The organism is Paraburkholderia jirisanensis, from assembly GCF_054782355.1.
Genome location: NZ_BAAGSQ010000029.1, coordinates 547,003 through 567,819 on the forward strand (window position 1 = coordinate 547,003; position 20,817 = coordinate 567,819).

The 20,817-nt window shown below is 65.3% G+C and carries 17 protein-coding genes and 1 other RNA gene; 7 read left to right on the forward strand and 11 right to left on the reverse strand.

What is annotated here, in order from left to right:
• Nucleotides 1-105 precede the first annotated feature (105 nt).
• Nucleotides 106-1,635, forward strand: coding sequence for a gamma-glutamyl-gamma-aminobutyrate hydrolase family protein (locus tag ACYVNQ_RS28145; protein ID WP_460907029.1), 1,530 nt, complete (start codon nucleotides 106-108; stop codon nucleotides 1,633-1,635).
• Nucleotides 1,636-1,825: 190 nt separating this feature from the next.
• Nucleotides 1,826-2,521, forward strand: a complete 696-nt coding sequence (locus ACYVNQ_RS28150; protein ID WP_460907031.1) for a DUF2968 domain-containing protein — start codon at nucleotides 1,826-1,828, stop codon at nucleotides 2,519-2,521.
• Nucleotides 2,522-2,684: 163 nt separating this feature from the next.
• On the opposite strand, the gene ACYVNQ_RS28155 is transcribed toward ACYVNQ_RS28150, so the two are convergent.
• Both ACYVNQ_RS28155 and ACYVNQ_RS28160 read right to left on the reverse strand, forming a co-directional pair.
• A complete protein-coding gene (locus ACYVNQ_RS28155; RefSeq protein WP_460907033.1) occupies nucleotides 2,685-3,953 on the reverse strand; it encodes a hypothetical protein in 1,269 nt (422 codons plus the stop codon).
• Between the two features lie 202 nt (nucleotides 3,954-4,155).
• Nucleotides 4,156-6,009, reverse strand: coding sequence for a tetratricopeptide repeat protein (locus ACYVNQ_RS28160; protein ID WP_460907035.1), 1,854 nt, complete (start codon nucleotides 6,007-6,009; stop codon nucleotides 4,156-4,158).
• Nucleotides 6,010-6,261: 252 nt separating this feature from the next.
• Here ACYVNQ_RS28160 and ACYVNQ_RS28165 point away from each other — a divergent pair, with 252 nt between their 5' ends.
• The 3 genes from ACYVNQ_RS28165 to ACYVNQ_RS28175 all read left to right on the forward strand — a co-directional run bounded on the left by ACYVNQ_RS28165 (nucleotide 6,262) and on the right by ACYVNQ_RS28175 (nucleotide 9,993).
• Nucleotides 6,262-6,594, forward strand: coding sequence for an ArsR/SmtB family transcription factor (locus ACYVNQ_RS28165; protein ID WP_460907725.1), 333 nt, complete (start codon nucleotides 6,262-6,264; stop codon nucleotides 6,592-6,594).
• Entirely contained in the window at nucleotides 6,591-7,877 is a 1,287-nt protein-coding gene (locus tag ACYVNQ_RS28170) for a cation diffusion facilitator family transporter (RefSeq protein ID WP_460907037.1), read from the forward strand. Before ACYVNQ_RS28165 ends, ACYVNQ_RS28170 begins: the two co-directional genes overlap by 4 nt.
• A 235-nt stretch (nucleotides 7,878-8,112) precedes the next feature.
• Nucleotides 8,113-9,993, forward strand: coding sequence for an FAD-dependent monooxygenase (locus ACYVNQ_RS28175; RefSeq protein ID WP_460907039.1), 1,881 nt, complete (start codon nucleotides 8,113-8,115; stop codon nucleotides 9,991-9,993).
• A gap of 133 nt (nucleotides 9,994-10,126) precedes the next feature.
• Here ACYVNQ_RS28175 and ACYVNQ_RS28180 read toward each other — a convergent pair whose 3' ends face one another.
• From ACYVNQ_RS28180 to ACYVNQ_RS28195, 4 genes are read right to left on the reverse strand one after another with little or no spacing between them, the layout of a single operon-like run.
• Entirely contained in the window at nucleotides 10,127-10,372 is a 246-nt protein-coding gene (locus ACYVNQ_RS28180; protein WP_460907041.1) for a formate dehydrogenase subunit delta, read from the reverse strand.
• An 8-nt stretch (nucleotides 10,373-10,380) separates the two neighbouring features.
• Entirely contained in the window at nucleotides 10,381-13,326 is a 2,946-nt protein-coding gene (gene fdhF / locus ACYVNQ_RS28185) for a formate dehydrogenase subunit alpha (protein ID WP_460907043.1), read from the reverse strand.
• A 14-nt stretch (nucleotides 13,327-13,340) separates the two neighbouring features.
• Nucleotides 13,341-14,897, reverse strand: coding sequence for a formate dehydrogenase beta subunit (locus ACYVNQ_RS28190; protein ID WP_460907045.1), 1,557 nt, complete (start codon nucleotides 14,895-14,897; stop codon nucleotides 13,341-13,343).
• Nucleotides 14,894-15,442: an NAD(P)H-dependent oxidoreductase subunit E gene (locus ACYVNQ_RS28195; protein ID WP_460907047.1), complete on the reverse strand. Its 549-nt coding sequence runs from the start codon at nucleotides 15,440-15,442 to the stop codon at nucleotides 14,894-14,896. The genes ACYVNQ_RS28190 and ACYVNQ_RS28195 overlap by 4 nt, the downstream gene beginning before the upstream one ends.
• A 93-nt stretch (nucleotides 15,443-15,535) precedes the next feature.
• Between ACYVNQ_RS28195 and ACYVNQ_RS28200 the strand changes: the two genes are divergently transcribed.
• Both ACYVNQ_RS28200 and ACYVNQ_RS28205 read left to right on the forward strand, forming a co-directional pair.
• Nucleotides 15,536-16,624 (forward strand): substrate-binding domain-containing protein, encoded by a 1,089-nt coding sequence (locus ACYVNQ_RS28200; protein ID WP_460907049.1) that lies wholly within the window; start codon nucleotides 15,536-15,538, stop codon nucleotides 16,622-16,624.
• Between the two features lie 180 nt (nucleotides 16,625-16,804).
• Nucleotides 16,805-17,080 (forward strand): hypothetical protein, encoded by a 276-nt coding sequence (locus ACYVNQ_RS28205; RefSeq protein ID WP_460907051.1) that lies wholly within the window; start codon nucleotides 16,805-16,807, stop codon nucleotides 17,078-17,080.
• 59 nt (nucleotides 17,081-17,139) lie between these two features.
• On the opposite strand, the gene ACYVNQ_RS28210 is transcribed toward ACYVNQ_RS28205, so the two are convergent.
• The 5 genes from ACYVNQ_RS28210 to ompA all read right to left on the reverse strand — a co-directional run bounded on the left by ACYVNQ_RS28210 (nucleotide 17,140) and on the right by ompA (nucleotide 20,661).
• The gene (locus ACYVNQ_RS28210) at nucleotides 17,140-17,499 is read right to left on the reverse strand and encodes a COG4315 family predicted lipoprotein (protein WP_460907053.1); all 360 of its coding nucleotides are present in this window, start codon (nucleotides 17,497-17,499) and stop codon (nucleotides 17,140-17,142) included.
• A gap of 322 nt (nucleotides 17,500-17,821) precedes the next feature.
• Nucleotides 17,822-18,191: a transfer-messenger RNA gene (gene ssrA, locus ACYVNQ_RS28215) on the reverse strand.
• A gap of 95 nt (nucleotides 18,192-18,286) precedes the next feature.
• The gene (locus ACYVNQ_RS28220) at nucleotides 18,287-19,000 is read right to left on the reverse strand and encodes an HAD family hydrolase (protein ID WP_460907055.1); all 714 of its coding nucleotides are present in this window, start codon (nucleotides 18,998-19,000) and stop codon (nucleotides 18,287-18,289) included.
• Nucleotides 19,001-19,022: 22 nt separating this feature from the next.
• The gene (gene ubiG / locus ACYVNQ_RS28225) at nucleotides 19,023-19,721 is read right to left on the reverse strand and encodes a bifunctional 2-polyprenyl-6-hydroxyphenol methylase/3-demethylubiquinol 3-O-methyltransferase UbiG (protein ID WP_460907057.1); all 699 of its coding nucleotides are present in this window, start codon (nucleotides 19,719-19,721) and stop codon (nucleotides 19,023-19,025) included.
• A 289-nt stretch (nucleotides 19,722-20,010) separates the two neighbouring features.
• Nucleotides 20,011-20,661 (reverse strand): outer membrane protein OmpA, encoded by a 651-nt coding sequence (ompA, locus tag ACYVNQ_RS28230; RefSeq protein ID WP_460907058.1) that lies wholly within the window; start codon nucleotides 20,659-20,661, stop codon nucleotides 20,011-20,013.
• Between the last annotated feature and the right edge of the window lie 156 nt (nucleotides 20,662-20,817).

Below are 20,817 nucleotides of genomic sequence, written 5' to 3' on the forward strand. Positions count from 1 at the left end.
GTGAGCCTCGATGTGACGAATTGTGTGCCTGTTTGCCGCTGATCGCCGGCTGGCGGATAATCGGTCCATGTTAATTCGTTCGCGCGCAACGAGCGCGCCTGTCACATGAGCGACAACGAAGCAGACAATGCCGGATCAGCCGGCGCCCCATCTTCCACTTCCACGCCGGGCGTTTCGAAGCCCGAAGCAACCTCTGCGGCGGCCACGCCGCAAGCAGCCAAGGTAGCGGCTGCGACCGATTCCCCCGAAAGCGCATCGAACGTCACGCCACGAGGCGCCGGTGACGGTGCGCAGCCGGTGCGTCGCGGTGACGGGGCGCAAGGCGCGTCACGGGTTGGCAGTGCCGAGGCCGCGCAGGGTGTGCACGGCAGCGCCGCTACGCAGCCGGTGCGTCGCGGTGAGGGCTCGCCAGGCGCGCAGCCAGGCGCCGGTGCCGCACCCACGCGCGTCGCTGCTGCCGAGGCAACGTTGAGCCCGCAAGCCGCGGCTAACGTGCAGCAGGCCGCCTACGCGACCGAGGAAACGCGTCCCGCGGTGAGCGCGCAATCGACAGTGGAGAGCGCCGCCGCGGCGGCGGCGGCCGCCGATGCCGCCAGTGCCCAGGCGGTGGCGGCCGCTGCCAGCGCGCGCGCGGCCGCCGATGCGGCACGCAGCACGCCGGACGGCAATCCGGCCGGTTCGCCGCCGCCGGGCTTCGGCGCGGCACCCGATTTCGGCGCGTATCATCCGCCGCCGCCGGGTGCGATTCCTCCCGGGCAGCCCGCATACCTGAAGCGCAGCGATTCCGCGTGGTCGGTGTTCGGCCGTGTGCTCGCCGCGCGGGCCCGGCAGGTATTCGATCGCGCCGGCCGGCGCATCACGCAGCGTACGCTGCGTATCGGCGTGTCGGCGCGGCTGTTCCACCCGGAGCCAGGCGCGCGAGGATTGCGCGGCAAAACGCTGCAGTACCTCGAAGAATCGATTGCCCACTGGGTGATGTCGCGCGACGTGCTGGTGTTCATGATTCCGACCGTCGGCCATCAGGGCATGCTGCACCCGAGCAACATCCGCCTGCGCGACTACGCGAAGCATCTGGACGGTTTGCTGCTGCAAGGTGGCGCCGACGTTTCGCCGCAGTCGTACACGGAGTCGTCTCGCCCCGAGTGGCCAGGCGACCGCGTGCGCGATATGTATGAGCTCGAGCTGTTGCACGAATTCGTCGAATCGGGCAAGCCGGTGCTCGGCGTATGCCGCGGCTGCCAGCTGATCAACGTCGCGTTCGGCGGCACGCTGTATCAGGACATTGCGACCGACGTGCCGACCGCCGGCATTCACGTCAACGAGCAGTACGACCAGCATCGGCACTCGGTTCATTTCCCGGAGGGCTCGACGCTCGCCAATATGTTCCCGGGGCGGCGCGAGGCGATCGTCAACTCGATCCACCACCAGGCGGTGAATATTCTTGGCCGCGACCTGAACATCGAGGCGGTGTCCGCCGAAGACGGCATCATCGAAGCGGTGCGTTACCGGCGTGCGCCGTTCGTGGTCGGCGTGCAATGGCACCCTGAGTTTCACCGTGCCGGCGGCGCGGAACTGCTCGACTGCACGCCGCTGCTCGATACCTTCCTGCGCGTGGCGCGCGAAACGCGCTTCTAGGTTCGGGGGACGTGGGCTGCGCCGTGTCCGGCGCGGTCCGCGTGCACGCCGCAGACCGCGCCAGCCGCTGCAATAGCGTTGCTAACCTGTTGTTTTATCTCAATTTAAAGTCTTGGCGGAGCCTGTCGCTTCACTGCAAATCCGCGCGATAATCCACAGCTGATTCGGTATCAGTCTGGAGCTTGCAGTGATGAAGTCCCCCTTGACCATGCAGCGTGCCGTGCTGCTCACTGCCGCCTGTGCGCTGCTTCAGCATGGCGGTATCGCGCTGGCCGGCGCCGACGCGCAACCCTCGTTCGCGGAGTCCGCCGATGTGGCGCCCGCTAGCGGCACCGGCCGTGAGCAAAGCGCGGGCACCGCTGCCGTGCAAGGCATGCAGGGCGACGTCGCCGAGCTCACGCGGCTGATCCAGCGTGGCGCGCTGAACGAGCTGCGCACCACGTACAACGGCGGCTATGGCGCGTCACTGTTCTTCTATCCGCAAGAGCTCACTTACTACGTCGCGCTGTTCCAGGACAAGCAGTTCTGGCGCGTGATCAAGTCGCAAGACGATGTGCGCGCAGAGCAGATCTATGCAAACTTTGCGCAGCAAACGGCCCAACTGGCGGAGGCCGAAATCAGTCGGACCAAACTGCAGGCGCAGACGGCGTTTCTGCAGCGCGTGATCGATCTTTCGCAAGACCGCGCAAAGCGTCTGCAGGCCGATCTCGATGTCGCGCAAGGGCAGCAGGCGAAGGCTGCGGAGTACCAGCGGCAGGTGCGTGGCGAGACAGCGCTTTTGCACGACGAAGAGCAGAAGGCGCAGGCCGAGCTGCGCAACGTGCAGCAACAGGTGCAGCAGCTACAACGGCAGACGGAGGCCGGCTTGCCCGCAGCGCGGAAGTAGCGGTGGGCATGCCGGCGGCGTACGTGTCCGTGTAGGTGGGATGTGCGGGTTGCGCGTGGCTAAACGAAAAATTGCCCGGCTTTTGGCCGGGCAATTTTTTTACCTGCGTCTTTTTACATGTGTCGCCAGGTATCGCGGTGCGTGTTGGCGTTGGTGTTCGCGTTTATTGCGAGAACTGTTCCGGGACTTCTGTCACGCGTCGTTGCGACATGTGGCTCATCCAGCTTGTTTCGACGCTCGAGTCCGCGCCGCTTGCTGAGCGCTGGGGCAGCGTGCGATCTGCGTGTCGTGTGTGATCTGCGCCGTCAGTGCGCGCGAAGGTGTGAACGCTCGCGTATTCGCTGGCGCCGAGCGCGCTCGGCTGGACGGGCGAGTAGTCGCCGGCTGCCGATGGTCGCGCGACCGGCGACGCGGTATAGACGGCAGCGGACGGTTGCGGCACTGCGTTGCGGGTAGTGGCATGTGCCGGGTTGTGCCGGCGTGCGGGGTAGTGTGCAACTTCACGCGCCGATGTCGCGGATGTGTTCGGCGTAACGACATGCGCGACCACGCGCGTGCTGCTGACAGGCGTGGGTCTGCTGGTGGTGTTTGCATCGTTGCTGCTTGCAGACTGTGGGTCGGCAGGCGCTGGGGCCAGCGGGTGCGACGCAGCGACGTTAAGCGCTGATGACCCGGCTTGTGCTGTGAGCGCTGCCGGTTGCGCGTCGTGCAGAGCCGATGCCGATGCTGATGCTGATGCCGCGACCCCTGCCGATGCCGCGACCGATTCCGATGCCCCGGCCTCCGTCACCGGTTTCACGTCACTGACCAACTGCTCCGCGGCGACGGCGGTTCGCGGCGCGTTGAGCACCGGCGACGTAACGACCGGCGCGACCGGCTTCACCGGCGCCGCTACGGGCTGGGCTGGCGGATGACGCTGCGGATGATCGAGCACGATCCACGCGAGCAAGGCCGCGCCTCCAATCGCAAACGCGCTGCCCAGCGGGAAGTTGGATTTTCGATGCGACGTGAGCGGCGCCCGCGTGGGCCGCGTGGCGCCGCTTCCGGGCGACGCGCCCGCAGCCGCAACACCGGCCGCAACGCCGGCTGCCCCCGCCGTGGCGCTCGTTGCAGCTACCGTAAATGCCACAGACGCGGCCGACGCGACCGCCGCCGCGGGCTCTGTCGTCTGCACCGCTGGCGCATGCAATTGCTGTGCTTCTGCCGTGGCCGGCTGGCGATCCCATTTGCACATCGAGCGCATGGCCTGCGACGACAGACAAAACGTGCGCAACACCGCTGTGTACAAGGCCTTCAGCTCGATGCGCAGGCTAACGTTCGGCGGCAGCAGCGCCCATTCGCGGCCGAACGTGCGGGAGACCGGGCCGAGCGGCCGCGTGGAAGGCAGCGCCATTGCGCCTTCGATCAACGTGAAAGGAATAGTGGTCGACATGTCAGGGCATCCATTGGGTCAGATGCGTGGCCGTGCCGGAGAAAACGGAATGCTGGCTGGACACGCGTGCCGGCCTTGATGGGAAACGACATGATCGAGAAAGCCAGCGAGTGGCCAGAATGATGCCGCGACCGGTATCGGCGAGCGATCAGACCAGTCTGAAATGTTGCGGCAGCGTCGCGCCGTCGCAGCCCGCGGCCCGCTACGCTTCGCCGGCCCGCAGTGCGGCGGCCACAGCCGCGACCACGGCGTCCCACGCGTTCAGGCGCGGCTGGCGCACGAGCCGCGCGCCCGGATACCACGGGCTGCGGGCGTCGTTAGTGAACCAGCGCCAGTCGGCCGAAAACGGCAGCATCACCCACAGCGGCTTGCGCAGCGCGCCCGCAAGGTGGGCGATCGCCGTATCGACCGATACCACCGCATCGAGCCGCTCGATCACGGCCGCGGTATCGGCGAAATCGGCGAGCCGCGGGCCGAAGCAATGAATGCGGTGTGCATGCGGATGGGCCGCGAGCGCGTCCTGTTCCGCGGCGCTCAGATCGGGCTGCAGCACGATCCAGTCGATTCCTTCGATGGCGAACAGCGGTTCGAGCGTGGCAAGCGGCATCGTGCGGTTTTCCTGCTTCTGCAAGCGCCCGGACCACGCAAGGCCGATCTTGCGCTTCGCGTGGCCGCCCAGCGAGCCGCGCCATTTGCGCCCGTATGCCGGCGGTGCGGCGAGATACGGCGTGGCGGCGGGGATCGTCTCGAACGTCGTGCCGAGCGCATACGGCAGGCTCAACAGCGGAATCTGCAGATCCGCGCGCGGCCGCGGCGCGCCTTGCGCGATCAGCGTGATGCCCCATTGCTGCGCGGCCGGCGCGATCAGCGGCACGAGCGGCGGCTGGACCTCGAGCACCACGTGCCCGGCGCGCTGTGCCGCGAGCGGGACGAAGCGCACGAACTGCAGCGTGTCGCCGAAGCCCTGTTCGGCGTGGACCAGCAGCGTGCGCGTGGCGGCCGGCTCGCCACGCCAGCGCGGCATGCGCGGCGCATCGTGCGGGGCGGCCGATTCGAGCCGCCATTCGTATTCGGGCAGGCCGCGCGCGAAGTCGCGCAGCGTGAGCCGCGTCACCGCGCGATGCATATGCGCGAGACCGAGATCGGGACGCAGCCGCAGCGCTTCGTCGAAAGCACGCAGCGCCGCCGGGTAGGCACCGAGCGCCTGATGCGCGGTGCCCAGACTGAGCCACGCAAGCGCGAACTTCGGGTCGAGGCCGATCGCGCGTTCGAGGCGCGGCAGTGCGTCGGTGTACTGCCCGGTTGCCGCGAGCGCATTGCCGAGACCAAACAGCGCCGGTGGCAATTGCGGCTGCAGCGTCAACGCTGCTTCGAACGACGCGATCGCCGCCGCATGTTCGCCAGTCGCATGCAGCGTGTTGCCGAGGTTGAAATGCGCGGCGACGAAGCGCGGTTCGGCGGCGAGGGCCGCGCGAAACTGGGCGATCGCCTGCGCCGGTTCGTCGAGCGCGTTCAGCGCCATGCCGAGATTGTTGTGCGCGCCGGCATGGCCTGGACGCAGCGTCAGCGCCTGCTCGAATGCGGCGATCGCTTCCTCGTGCTGGCCGAGCGCGTGCAACGCATTGCCAAGATTGTTGTGCGACGACGCATCGGCCGGCTGCAGTTCGAGCGAGCGGCGAAACGCATCGGCGGCATCTTCGTGACGGCCGAGCGTCGCGTACGCATTGCCGAGGTTGTAGTGCGCCATCGGAAACGTCGGGGCCAGCGTCAGTGCGTTGCGAAACCGCTCGATCGCGCCGTCGAGCTGGCCGAGCGCCTTCAGCGCATTGCCGAGGTTCAGCTGCAGTGCGGCATCTTGCGGACGCAGATCGGCCGCGCGCTTCACGAGCTCGGCCGCTTCGGCGTGCTGCCCTTGCTGATGGCGCAGCACGCCGAGCAGATGCAGCGCGTCAACGTGGACCGGATCGCTATCGAGCGTCGCGCGATAGTCGCGTTCAGCGTCGTCGAGGCGGCCGTCACGGTGCGCGGCGAAGGCGCGGTCAAATACAGGATGCATGAAGGGAAAAAGCCGGGTAGTGCAAGGCAAACGCGCATTTTCCCATACTCGGCAAGTGCGTCCGGAATTGACGGGTTAGCGGGCGATATGTAACATATGAATATGTGTTCATATGTTGTCGTTGTTGTGTGGCTTTGATGCACCGGTCGAGTCTGTCGAGTCCGCCATTCTGGCAACCGGTTTAACTGCCACATGCCTCTCATGCCTTCTGTGCCGCGCCTTGCGCACGGGGCGCTTCCAACCTGCTTCGCCATGTCTGCCGATCTGCCCTTTATTGCCGATGACCGCGTCGTCCCCGTCGCCGATCTGTTCCGCCTGCTTGGCGATCCGACGCGCCTGCGCATCGTGCTCGCCTGCGCGAACGAGCGGCGCGCGGTCGGCGCGATTGCCGAAGCGTTGGGTTTGTCGCAATCGCTGGTGAGCCATCACCTGCGCCTGCTGCGCGCGGCACGGGTCGTGCGTGCCGAGCGCGTCGGCAAGCAGGTGTTCTACGTCGCCGCGGACCGGCATATCAGCGGTATGCTCGCCGACATGCTGGAGCACGTGGCCGAACCGGTTTCCGATCTTCCACGGGACGAGCGATGAAATACACCCCTGGTTCCACGCCATCCGGCGTCGCGCGCGATGGACTGCGCAAGGCGACGTCCGGTGCGCATCGTCATGATGAAGGCTGTGCTGGCGCCGGGCATGCGCACCGCGACCACTCGCAGCCCGCGGCCAGCGCAGCCGGCCGCACTGACGATCATAGCCACGGCGATACCCACGGCGATACCCACGGCGATACCCACGGCGATACCCACGGCGATACCCACGGCCACTCGCATCACACGGCGAGCGTCGCTGGCCGCGCTGCCGATGACAGCCACGACCCTACCCACGACCGCGCGCACCACACGGCGGGGGGCGCGGGCCACGCTGACGATCACGGCCACGACCATACCCACAAGCACGGCGCCGGCGGCCATCACCACCATCACCACGCGCCGGTCGCTGGCCAGGGCCGCGTATTCGCAGTTGCCGTTGCGCTGAACGTCGTGATCGTCGTGGTCCAGGCGGTCTATGGCGTGCTCGCCCATTCCACCGCGCTGCTTGCCGACGCCGGCCACAATCTGTCTGACGTGCTGGGCCTGCTGCTCGCGTGGGGCGCGATCTGGCTGACGAAGCGCAAGCCGTCGGCACGCTATACGTTCGGCTTCGGCAGCTCGTCGATTCTCGCGTCGCTTGCCAATGCGGGCTTACTGCTGTTCGCGTGCGGCGTGATCGTCGCGGAAGCGCTCGACCGGCTGTTCCACCCGGCGCCGGTGGCCGGCTTCGATGTGTTTATCGTCGCGACCGTCGGCATGCTGGTGAACGGCTTCTCCGCGTGGCTCTTCATGCGCGGGCAGAAAGAAGATCTGAACATTCGCGGCGCGTTCCTGCATATGGCAGCCGATGCGGCGATCTCGGCGGCGGTCGCGGTCAGCGGCCTGATCATCCTGTTCAGCGGCTGGACCTGGCTCGACCCGGCGATGAGCATCGTGGTCGTCGCGGTGATCGTGTACGGCACATGGGGCCTGCTGCGCGATTCGCTGTGCCTCGCGCTGAACGCGGTGCCGCCCGGCGTCGACCTGCAGCGCATTCGCGCGTTCCTTGCCGCGCAGCCGGGGGTGATCGACGTGCACGATCTGCACGTGTGGGCGCTGTCGACTACCGGCAATGCGCTGTCCGCGCATCTGGTGATGCCGGCCGGCCATCCTGGCGACCCGCGCATGGACAGCATCGTCGCGATGCTGCGCGACCAGTTTCAGATGCATCACGCGACGCTGCAGGTGGATATCGGTACGACTTCGCACCATTGCACGCTGGACCATCCGCCGCACGCGCACTGACGAGGTTACTGCGAACACAGCCGCACCGAGGCAACGGCACTGACACGGCCGATGTGACGCAACCGAACTGACATAGCGGCATCGGCACAGCGGCACTGGCACTGGCACTGGCACAGCCGCACCGGCCCAACCGCATCGCCACGTCAACACACCGCAAATTCGCGCCGCAACGATGCGTCATGCCGCAAAGTGGCGGCGTACACTAGGCGGCAGATTGATTCCCGGAGGTCTTTGCATGGCCGCCGCTTTCTTCGACATGCCGCCTGTGCTGATCGTCGGCGCGGGTCCAACTGGCCTTGCCGCGGCGCTGGGTCTTGCGCGTGCGCGCATTCCGGTGCGGCTCATCGACAAGGCCACCCAACCCGATCCGCATTCGCGCGCGATCGGCATCCAGGCACGCACGCTCGAACTGCTTGAACAGCATCGGCTGATCGAACCGTTTCTCGAACGGGGGCATCGTGCGCGCGCCGCGAACCTCTACTCGAATAACCAGCGTCTCGCGCGCCTCGACTTCGACCCGTTGCAAACGCGCTATCCGTATCTGCTGTTTCTCGATCAGTCGGTGACCGAGCGGCTGTTGACCGAGCATCTGGCGACACTCGGCGTCGAGATCGAACGCGGCGTCACGCTGGCGATGTTCTCGCAAGGCTCGGCCGGCATCAACGCGACGCTCGAGCGCTCGAACGGCCATACCGAAACATTGCATCCGTCGTTCATGATCGCGGCGGACGGCGCGCAAAGTACGATTCGCGAGCGGCTCGGGCTCAGCTTTGCGGGCAAGAGCGCGGAGCAGACCTACCTGCTCGCGGACCTGCAGGCCGACATGGACTGGCCCGACGACGAGTTCCATATCTTCGCGTCCGGCGATGGGCTTGCGGGTCTGTTTCCGCTCGGCAAAGGACGTTACCGGCTGATTGCCGATCATGCGGGGCCGTCCGCCGACGCGCACGGGCCGAGCCATGGCGACATGCAAGACAGCGCGCTGCGGCACCCGGACGGCAACCCGGTGCCCGGCCTGTCGACCTTCGGCCACACGTCGCCGCACGCGCGCGACACGTCCGCGCAGCCCGATCGACCCGCAACCGCACCCCGCGAGCGCCGCGCCGCCGCGCCTGCCCCCACGCTCGACGAGTGCCGCCAGATCGTGGCGAAGCGCGTCCATCATCCGATGATGCTGACCGATCTGCAGTGGTCAGGCTATCTCCACCTGCACCGCCGGATGGTCGAGCAGTTGCGCGTGAACCGCGTATTTCTCGCCGGCGATGCCGCGCACGTGCACAGCCCGGCCGGCGCGCAAGGCATGAACGCCGGCATCCAGGAAGCGCTCAATCTAGGCTGGAAGCTTGCCTGCGTATTGCGCCACGGCGCGCCGCAGCGGCTGCTCGATACCTACCATCTGGAACGCCATCCGATCGAGCGTGAAGTGCTGCGGCAATCGAGCTTCCTCACGCATGTGGCCGAGGCCGATCACGGTCCGTTGAAGCTGCTGCGCGAGCGGGTGATGCCAGTGCTCGCGTCGCTCGGGCCGCTGCGCGATGCGGCGCGGTTGCGGGTCAGCGAACTGGCGATCCAGTACCGGCGCAGCCCGTTGACGCTCGAACGGGTGCTCGACGGCGGTCCGCGTGCCGGCGAACGCGCGCCCGATGCGCTGGTGCACGTCGTCGACGGGCCGCTCGGCCGTGCGCCGGGCACCGGCTGCATCTTCGATCTGCACGATCCGGCGTACTTCTCGCTGTTTATCCTCGTGCCGCCGGACGCGGCAGACGATGCACTGCATGGCGCACCGCACGGCGCCGTCGGCCCGGGCGTGCCGCACAAGCCGGCGCGCTTCGCAACGGCGGATCTCGACCGCTTCACTGCGGAGGTGGGGGCGCTGCTGCCGGACACCGTGCGCATCTGGCGCGTCACCGATGCAAGCGGCGAGGGTGGCCCGTCGCTGGCCGAGTCGTATGGGCGTACGCGCCCGTCGTTCTACTTCGTGCGGCCGGACGGTTATGTGTGCGTGCGTGGCCGCGCGGCATCCGATCTGAACGGCTTGCTGCGCCACTGCGAGGCGTGGCTCGTGAAAGGCCAGCCGGAGGAGTCGCCGCCGCTACCGCCGTTGCCGCTCGGTTAAGCGCCGCGCAGCGTACGGGAAAAGGAAGCGGAAAGGCGAGTCTGAAGAATGAAGCGGGACGAAGGCGAGCCCAAAACGCGGACAGCGGGCGTTGCGCGCGCGGCTCGCCGCGCGCGCAAGCAAACAGGAAAACTCAGGCCGTCGCCGGCGTAGCCGGCATCAGCTTTTCACGGAAGCGCGTGATGGCCTCGCGCGTGAACGGCGTCATGTCGAGTGCGCGGCCTTCATCGATCGCGACGACCAGCATGCGCCGCATGCGCGGCTCCCAGAAGCGGCGGATATGATCGGCGACACCTTCGAGCGCCTCTTCGTGGTCAGGCATCGACTCGAAGAAATCGCCGATCCGGTTTGCCATGTCGATCAGGTTGTTCTCGTCCATGGCGTGCCTCACTTACCCGAAGTCGCGGCCAGCTCGCGCTTCTTCAGCAGATCCAGCTGTTCGTTGCTGAAGCGCGAGTAGTCTTTCTGCCACTGCGACGGCTGTTCGACCGGCGTCACCTGCACCGCGGTCACCTTGTACTCAGGGCAGTTGGTGGCCCAGTCGGAGCTGTCGGTGGTGATCACGTTGGCGCCCGATTCGGGGAAGTGGAACGTCGTGTACACCACGCCCGGCTGCATCCGCTCGGTGACCTTCGCGCGCAACACCGTGGTGCCCGAACGCGATTCGATGCCGACCCAGTCGTCCTGCTTGATGCCGCGTTCTTCTGCGTCGTGCGGGTGAATCTCGAGGCGGTCTTCTTCGTGCCAGCGCGAGTTCTCCGTGCGGCGCGTCTGCGCGCCGACGTTGTACTGCGACAGGATCCGGCCGGTGGTCAGGATAAACGGATACTTCTGCGTAACCTTTTCCGGCGAAGCCACGAACTTGGTGATCACGAACTTGCCCTTGCCGCGCACGAACTCGTCGATGTGCATGGTCGGCGTGCCGTCCGGTGCTTCCTCGTTACACGGCCACTGGATGCTGCCCTGCTGGTCGAGCTTCGCATACGACACGCCGTGGAAGGTCGGCGTAAGGCGCGCGATCTCGTCCATGATCTCGGACGGATGGTTGTAGTGCATCTCGTAGCCGAGCGCCTGCGCCAGCATGATGGTCACTTCCCAGTCGGCGTAGCGCGCGAGCGGCGGCATCACCTTGCGTACGCGCGAAATGCGGCGCTCGGCGTTGGTGAAGGTGCCATCCTTTTCGAGGAAGGTCGAGCCCGGCAGCAGCACGTGCGCGAACTTCGCGGTTTCGTTCAGGAAGATGTCCTGCACGACGATACATTCCATTGCCGACAGCGCCGCGCCCACGTGTTGCGTGTTCGGGTCCGACTGCACGATGTCTTCGCCCTGGCAGTACAGGCCCATGAAGGTGCCGTGCAGCGCCGCATCGAACATGTTCGGAATGCGCAGGCCCGGTTCCGGCTGCAGTTCGACGTTCCATGCATCTTCGAACAGTGCGCGCGTGACCGGATCGCTGATGTGGCGGTAGCCCGGCAGTTCGTGCGGGAACGAGCCCATGTCGCACGAACCCTGCACGTTGTTCTGGCCGCGCAGCGGATTCACGCCGACGCCTTCGCGGCCGACGTTGCCGGTCGCCATCGCGAGGTTGGCGATACCGATCACGGTGGTCGAGCCTTGCGCGTGTTCCGTGACGCCCAGGCCGTAGTAGATCGCTGCGTTGCCGCCGGTTGCGTAGATGCGTGCGGCTTCGCGCACCGTCGCGGCCGGCACGCCGGTGATTTCAGCCGTCGCTTCCGGCGCGTTTTCCGGCAGCGAGACGAAGTCGCGCCATTGCTGGAACGCGCGCGTTTCGCAGCGCTCGGCGATAAAGTCTTCCTTGAGCAAGCCTTCGGTGACGATCACGTGCGCGAGCGCATTGACGATCGCGACGTTGGTGCCCGGGCGCAGTTGCAGATGGTGCGACGCCTTCACGTGCGCGGTATCGACAAGGTCGATCTTGCGCGGGTCGACCACGATCAGCTTCGCGCCTTCACGCACGCGGCGCTTGAGTCGCGAGCCAAACACCGGGTGCGCTTCGCTCGGGTTCGCGCCGATCACGACGATCACGTCCGCTTTCGCGACCGATGCGAAGGTCTGCGTGCCGGCCGATTCGCCGAGCGTCGCCTTCAGGCCGTAGCCGGTCGGCGAGTGGCACACGCGGGCGCAGGTGTCGACGTTGTTGTTGTTGAACGCGGCGCGCACCAGCTTCTGCACCAGATACGTTTCCTCGTTCGTGCAACGCGACGACGTGATGCCGCCGATCGAATCGCGGCCGTACTTGTCCTGGATCTGGCGGAAGCGCGTCGCAGCATACGTCAGCGCTTCTTCCCAGCTCACTTCGCGCCACGGATCGGTGATCTTGTCGCGGATCATCGGCTTCGTGATGCGGTCCTTGTGCGTCGCATAGCCCCATGCAAAGCGGCCTTTCACGCAGGCGTGGCCTTCGTTCGCATCGCCGTTCTTGTTCGGCACCATGCGTACGACGGTGTTGCCCTTCATCTCAGCCTTGAACGAGCAGCCGACGCCGCAATACGCGCAGGTCGTCACCACCGAATGCTCGGCCTGGCCCAGCATCACGACGCTCTTTTCCTGCAGCGTCGCGGTCGGGCATGCAGCGACACACGCGCCGCACGACACGCATTCGGAATCCATGAACGGCTGGTTTTCGCTGGCGGCGACGCGCGATTCGAAACCGCGGCCGGCGATCGTCAGCGCGAAGGTGCCCTGGGTTTCTTCACAGGCGCGCACGCAGCGGTTGCAGACGATGCACTTCGACGGGTCGTACGTGAAGTACGGGTTCGACTCGTCTTTTTTGTCTTTCAGGTGGTTGTCGCCGTCGAAGCCGTAGCGCACTTCGCGCAGGCCCGTGACGCCGGCCATGTCCTGCAGTTCGCAGTCGCCGTTGGCGGGGCAGGTCAGGCAGTCGAGCGGGTGATCGGAGATGTACAGCTCCATCACGTTGCGACGCAGCGATTGCAGGCGGTCGCTTTGCGTGCGCACCTTCATGCCGGCTTCGACCGGCGTCGTGCAGGACGCCGGATAGCCGCGCCGGCCTTCGATTTCGACGAGGCACAGACGGCACGAGCCGAACGGCTCGAGCGAATCGGTCGCGCACAGCTTCGGTACGTTCACGCCGGCTTCGATCGCCGCGCGCATCACGGAGGTGCCGGCCGGCACCGTCACGCATTCGCCGTCGATTTCCAGCGTCACGTCGACGTCGGCGTGACGCAGCGGCGTGCCGTAGTCGGTGTCGTCGAATGGCGAGCGGCTCGCCGCGCGTTGTACGGCCTGCGATTTGCAGGCGCAATTGCCGGAGCCGCAGCCGCCAGCGGAAGGGTTGATCGCGTCAGACATGGTGGGCTCCTGGGTCAAGCAGCCGCTTTCGGGGCGACAGTGGCAAGACCGAAGTCTTCGGGGAAATGATCGAGCGCGGATACCACAGGGTAGGGCGTCATGCCGCCCATCGCGCACAGTGAACCGGAGATCATCGTGTCGCACAGGTCGCGCAGCAGCTGCACCTGTTTGGTCGATGTGTCGCCGTTGCGGATCCGCTGGATCACCTCGACGCCGCGCGTCGAACCGATCCGGCATGGGGTGCACTTGCCGCACGATTCGAGCGCGCAGAAGTGCATCGCGTATTGCGCGAGGTCGGCGAGATTCGACGTGTCGTCGTGAATCACGAGGCCGCCGTGGCCAACCACTGCGCCGACTGCCGCGTACGCTTCATAGTCGAGCGGGATGTCCCACTGGCTTTCCGGCAGGTAGGTGCCGAGCGGGCCGCCGACCTGTACCGCGCGCGCCGGCCGGCCGCTTGCGGTGCCGGCGCCGTAGTCGTACATCAATTCGCGCAGCGTGCAGCCGAACGCGAGTTCGACGAGGCCGCCTTGCTTGACGTTGCCGGCAATCTGGAACGGCAGCGTGCCGCGCGAGCGGCCCATGCCGAAGTCCTTGTAGAACCCGGCACCCTTCGCGAAGATGATCGGCACCGTGGCCAGCGTGATCACGTTGTTGATCACAGTCGGCTTGCCGAACAGGCCCGACAGCGCCGGCAGCGGCGGCTTCGCGCGCACGATGCCGCGCTTGCCTTCGAGCGATTCGAGCAGTGCGGTTTCTTCGCCGCACACATAAGCGCCCGCGCCCTTCGCGACGAACAGTTCGAAACGGTGCTGCGAGCCGAGCACGCTGTCGCCGAGCCAACCGGCGGCGCGCGCCTTGGCGACCGCCGCTTCGAGTGTTGCGATCGAATGCGGATACTCGCTGCGCACGTAGATATGGCCCGCGGTTGCGCCGACCACGATGCCCGCGATGATCATCCCTTCGATCAGCACGAACGGATCGCTTTCCATCACGAGACGGTCGGAGAACGTGCCCGAGTCGCCTTCGTCGGCGTTGCAGACGATGTACTTCTGATCCGCTTTCGCGCCGAGCACCGTGCGCCATTTGATACCGGCCGGGAACGCTGCGCCGCCGCGGCCGCGCAGGCCCGATTCGATCAGCGCTTCGCACGCCTTGGCGGGGTCCATCGCGAGTGCCTGCTTGAGGCCTTCGATGCCGCCGTGCGCGACGTAGTCTTCAGTCGACAGCGGATCGGTGATGCCGATGCGCGCGAAGGTCAGACGTTGCTGCTTTTTCAGATACGGAATTTCTTCGACGAGGCCGACGTGGCGCGCATGCGCTTTGCCTTCGACGAAGCCAGCGTCGAACAGCGAGGCGACGTCTTCCACTTCGACATTGCCGTAGCCGACGCGGCCTGCGGGCGTTTCGACTTCGACCAGCGGCTCGAGATACAGCAGGCCGCGCGAGCCGTTGCGGATCAATTCGATCGACACGCCGCGCGTGGCGGCTTCGCTGGCGATCGCCGCAGCGATCTTGTCAGCGCCGAGCGCGAGCGCGGCGGAATCGCGGGGAACGTAGATGCGTGTCATGCCGTGGCCTCCACTTCCTTCATTGCGGCGGCGAGCAGCGCATCGAACTTCTGCGGCGTGACTTTCGCGTGCAATTCGTCGTTGATCATCAGGGCCGGCGACAGCGAACACTGGCCCAGACAGTAGACCGATTCGAGTCCCACCGGACCATGCGTATGATTGCCGCCGCCGTTGCTGTGCTTGTGCGCGTCGAACTTGCAACCAGTGCGCGCTTCGATGTGTTGCGCGAGCGCTTCGGTGCCCATGCTGCGGCAGGCTTCCGCGCGGCATAGCTGCACGGTGACCGGTGCGGCCGGCTGCTGGCGGAAGTGGTGGTAATAGGTGATGACACCGTGGACTTCCGCGCGCGACAAGTTCATCACTTTCGCTAGCGGGGCCACCGCGGCGGGCGGCACATAGCCGGTTTCATCCTGAATGGCGTGCAGTACAGCGACCAGCGACATGCCGGGTCGCGCGTGACGCTGCACCAGTTCGTCCGGCGCGAGGGTGGTGGTTTTATCCACAGTGGGGGCTCCTCCAAAGTCAAATATGCACTTGTGTTTCATAAAGTGTGCATCTATGCTTTGTTTGTTGAATACGGTTACAGCGAACGATAGGCGTGTGAATCGCCTTCTGCAATAGGAACAAACTCGGCATATATGATCCGAATCGAATGTCAGGCGCAGCTCATCGTGCGCGACGCAACCGGGCGGACCACCAGCCTGACTGACGTCGTGCCATTATTGGCGCTTGTCGCCGAAACGGGCAGCATCGCGCAGGCCGCCACGCTTAAGGGTTTGTCCTACCGCCATGCGTGGGGTTTGCTGCGCAGCATCGAGACTTATCTGGGCGGCGCGCTGGTCGAAAAGGAACGTGGGCGCGGCTCCGTCCTGTCTGAGCTGGGTCATGCCGTACTGCGCGGGCAGCGCCTGTGCGGCGAGCGGCTCGACGGCAACATGCAGGCGCTCGCCAGCGAAGTCGCCAGCGACCTGAACCGCTGGCTCGCTCCGCCGCGCGACGACGTGCGTATCCATGCGTCGCACGGTTATGCGGTGGCGGCGCTCGTCACCGCGCTGGTGGCCGACGATGTACCCCTCGATATCAAATACCGCGACAGTGCCGAAGCGATCGTTGCGCTCTCGCACGGCGAGTGCGATCTGGCGGGCTTTCACATGCCGCGCGGCGAGTTCCGCGCGGCCTTCGTCGACAAGTACCGGCGCTGGCTCGATCCGCAGCGACATGTGCTGGTGCATCTGACGCGCCGCAAGCAAGGGCTTTTTCTCGCCAAGGGCAATCCGAAGAACATCGCAGGGCTCGGCGATCTCGCGCGCGACGATATCCGCTTCGTTAACAGGCAACCGGGTTCGGGTACGCGGATGCTGCTCGATCTGGCGTTGCGGCGCATCGGAGTGGATCCGGATCGGGTCAACGGCTATGCGTCGACCGAGCTCACGCATTCGGCGATTGCCGCGTTTGTCGCCAGCGGGATGGCGGACGTGGGCTTCGGCGTCGAACCGGCCGCGCATCACTTCGGGCTCGACTTCGTACCGATCGTCGACGAGGACTATTACTTTGCGTGCGACCGCGCGCAGGTCGAGCGAGCTCCGTTTGCCGCCGTCATCGACGTGCTGCGCGGCGGTGCATTCCGGCGGCGCGTAGCGCAACTCGACGGCTACGATCCGCAGGAGTGCGGGCGGCTGGTCGAACTCGACGATGGGTGGACGATGAGGACCGATGTGTTGTCGTGATGGACGGGCGCTGCTGTAAGCGTGTGTAATATGTCGCACAGCGCCATTGCATAAGGCTATACGCGTTGCGCAGCCGCCCAGGCTGCGTCAGAAGCTGCGCGTGGCCGCGCTTTTGCGCTAACCTTTACGACTTCATCTTTTGTTCTGATTGCATGGCCTGCGGGCCGTGCCGGGTTCGACATGAAATTTCATATTCAGGCTTTGGCTGCCGCTGCGGCGGCAGGTGCGCTGGTCGCTACCGTTTCCGTCGCGTTTGCGCAGAATTCGCCGGGCGTGCCCGGCGGCGTGCTGTCCGACGAGTTTCATTTTAAGGATCACCCGCAGCTGCAATTCGCCGCGTCGGCACCCACCGGCAAGTATCAGCGCGGCGCGCCGTCGAAACTTCGCAAACGCGGCGACGACGGCGATCCGGATGGCTGCAATCTGAAGTGCCCGGACGATCCGACTAGCAACTAGGCGGCGTCCGGCACGATGACCTGATGCGCATGTGCCGCCGTGCGGCTATGCGCTGCAGGTTACGGCTTCGCGGTGTGCCACACGTTCTTGAAGCCGTCGCCGGCGGTGTCGCCCGGCTTCTTGTCCGCTGCGTAGAGATACAGCGGCTTGTCCTTGTAGGCCCATTGCTTCACGCCATCTGCACCGCTGATGATGCTCCAGTCGCCGGACGCCTTGTCGTTCGCGTCGGCTGCCGCGGCCGGCCAGTTTTTCGCGCAGCCGCCGCTGCAGGCGCTTTGGCCAGGCGTCTTGTCGTTGTCGAACGTATAAAGCGTTCTGCCCTGGCCGTCGACGAAGCGGCCATCCATGGTTTTCGGTGCTTCGGCGAAGGCCGTCTGCGAAATGGCCACGGCTGCGAGAAGAAGAATGGTCTTGCGCATGATGCTGCTCCTGTTCTGGACGTTGTATAGCGGAGTGTATGCGTTGGATATCGGCGCGCGGGCCCGATTTCGGCGACGCGCGCAGACTAAACGAATCGTAGGACAAACTTATTCCGTTCGATCGCAACGATAGTCGGTTGTGCCCTGTGGATGGGGTGGGGTGGTGCGCCGCGGCAAGCCGGAACGCGGCCGGGTGTGGGCCGGGTTCACGCGGGTTGGCGTTGGGTCGCCCCTGGCTTTGCGCTACTTCGCGCCGGTTCACGAACGGTGAACCGTGGTCAACGGGATGCCGCGCCGGTCGAGCCGACTGCGGACAGAAAGATGGTGGAGGCGGCGGGAATCGAACCCGCGTCCAGAAGCACTCTACGACTAGTTCTACATGTGTAGTTCTGTCATTTGATTTAACCGCCACGACGCGGACGAACACGCTGCATGACGGCGATTCACTAAATTTTCGACCTTGGCGTCGTGACGCCACCCAGGCTTAACTGACGTGTATGACCTCTGGCGGTATTGCTACCGGTCTTGCGACGCTAGTCCGTCAGTGAACTAGGCAGAGGACGGCGGCCCTTAGGCTGCCAGTGCGAACGTATCGTCGTTTGCAGTTACGTTTTTCCCATTGATTAACGAGGTGACGGGTCCTCGACATGCCCTAGCCGCTTCGCAACCCCTGTCGAAACCAGGTCGCCCCCGCGGTGTGGAAATCGCCCAAATCGTACGGGCGATTGGAGATATTACAACAGCCACCCTGTCACGTCACGGACATCTCGTGGCTGGCTTCACCTGGTCAGGCGATTTCGTTCAGCAGCGCCTGTAAAGCGGCCGTCGATTCTACGACATGCTGCGCATGCCACTGCGTCGGCGGCAGGTCGCTGCCGCAGTAACCGTAGGCAGCGGCGACGGTCACCATGCCGGCGGCGAAACCAGCTTGCACGTCGCGCAGGTCGTCGCCGATATAGACGATGCGCTCGGGGCGCAGCGCGAGTTCCTTCGCGGCGTGTAGAAGCGGCGCTGGGTGCGGCTTCGCATGCGGCGTGGTGTCGCCGCTGACGACGCAGCCCGCGCGCGTGTCGAGACCCAGTTGCGCGACCAGCGGTTCGGTCAGCCGTGTGACCTTGTTGGTCACGATGCCCCAGCGTATGCCGCGCGCGTCGAGATCGTCGAGAAGTTCGGCGATGCCCGGGAACAGCGTGGTTTCAATGCACAGATCGGCTTCGTAGTTGGCGAGAAACTCTTCGCGCATCGATGCGAACTGGTGATCTTCCGGTCCGATGTTGAATGCGCCATGCAGCAGGCCGCGCGCGCCGGCCGACGCCAGCGGACGCAGCCGCTCGAGCGGCACCATTTCGAGCCCCCGATCGTGGCGCATCTTGTTGACGGCCGCGGCCAGATCGGGCGCGGTGTCGGCGAGCGTGCCGTCGAAGTCGAACAGAATGCCTTGGCAAAGGCCGACCGGCGTGTCGTCGTCTTCGCGTTGCGGCAGGGGCGTGGGATCGCTCATAGGGAATCGGTGACGAAGAGGGTCAGACGGGGCGTCGGCACGCCATCATGTAGTTGACGTCCGTATCGGACGACAGCGTGAAGTGTTTGGTCAGCGGGTGATAGACGATGCCCCTGATGTCTGCCACCAGCAGCCCGGCCGCGCGTACGAAGCCGGCCAGTTCCGACGGGCGGATGAAGCGCGCGTAATCGTGCGTGCCTTTGGGCAGCATGCGCGCGATATATTCGGCGCCGATCACGGCCAGCAGATACGACTTCACGTTGCGGTTCAGCGTCGAGAAGAACACCCAGCCGCCCGGCTTCACGAGCGTCAGGCAGGCCTGCACCACCTGCGACGGGTCCGGCACGTGCTCGAGCATTTCCATGCAGGTGACGACGTCGAAGCTGGATGGGTCGCGCGCGGCCAGCGCCTCTGCGGCGATCTCTTCGTATTCGACGGAGATGCCGCTCTCGAGGCTGTGCAGATCGGCCACGCCGAGCGCTTCATGCGACAGATCGATGCCTTTCACCGATGCGCCGAGTCTCGCCATCGACTCTGACAGGATTCCCCCGCCACAGCCGATATCGAGCACCCGCTTGCCGGCCAGCTGTGCCTGCGACTCGATCCAGCCAAGCCGTACCGGATTCAGTTCATGCAACGGTTTGAATTCGGCATTCGGGTCCCACCAGCGATGCGCGAGATCGCTGAATTTGCGTAGTTCGTGGGGGTCGGCGTTGGTCATGAGCAGTCGGCCTGATGGCGAATGAACGGGTGGGGGAGCAAGCCCGGAGAGCAAGCCCAGAGTATATAGGCCGTGGCAGAGGGCGGCAAAAGCCTGCCCGGCGGTGCGTGCCCGGCGCGGCGGCGGATGCTATTGGCTGTTACGGATCGCGGTGTCGAGTTCGATGCGCGGGAAAGTCTGCCCGATGACCTGCACAACGCCTCGCGCGACAAAAATGCGACAAAAAGATTAAAAATCGATAAAAAAAGCCCCGCCGTGGCGGGGCTTCGATGCTGCGGTATTTTGTTGCTTACTGCTTCGAAGTACCGACAACTTCGACTTCCACGCGACGATCCGGTGCGAGGCAGGCGATGAGCGACTTGCGGTTCTTCTGGTTGCAACCCGTCGTAACCGGGTCGCGCTTGCCCTTGCCTTCCGTGTAGATACGGTTGGCTTCGATGCCCTTGCTGACCAGATAGGCCTTCACAGCTTGAGCACGACGCAGCGACAGACGGTCGTTGTACTTGTCCGAACCGATACGGTCCGTGTAACCCGTGGCGACCACCACTTCGAGGTTCAGGCCCTGGATCTTCGATGCGAGATCATCCAGCTTGGCCTTGCCAGCCGGCTTCAGGACAGCCTTGTCGAAGTCAAACAGCGTATCGGCTTGATACGTGATCTTCTGGCTCGTGATGACCGGAGCTGCCGGAGCTGCCGGTGCCGGCGGGGTCGGAGCCTGAGCGACCAGTGCGCCGTCGCACTTTGCGTTAGCCGTTGCCGGCGTCCAGAACGCGTCGCGCCAGCACAGTTCGTTCGTGCCGTTCATCCACACGTATTCGCCGGTACCATTCACCCAGTTGTCGTTGACAGCCTGCCGCGAGGCCGGCACTGACTGCGCCGAGGCCGACACGGCCATCACTGCGGTAGCCGCAATGAACGCGAGCTTTGAAAGTTTATTCATATTTCTCCTCTCGAAATTGAGATTACCGCAGGTTTACTGCGAGCCTGTTGACCCTAGACAAGTCATACATTGCTCGAAGTATAACATTGGTGCGGAACAAAAGACGTTTCAGTCCATACATCGAGCCGCGTCTAGGCATTTGCGTTGGCATTTTGC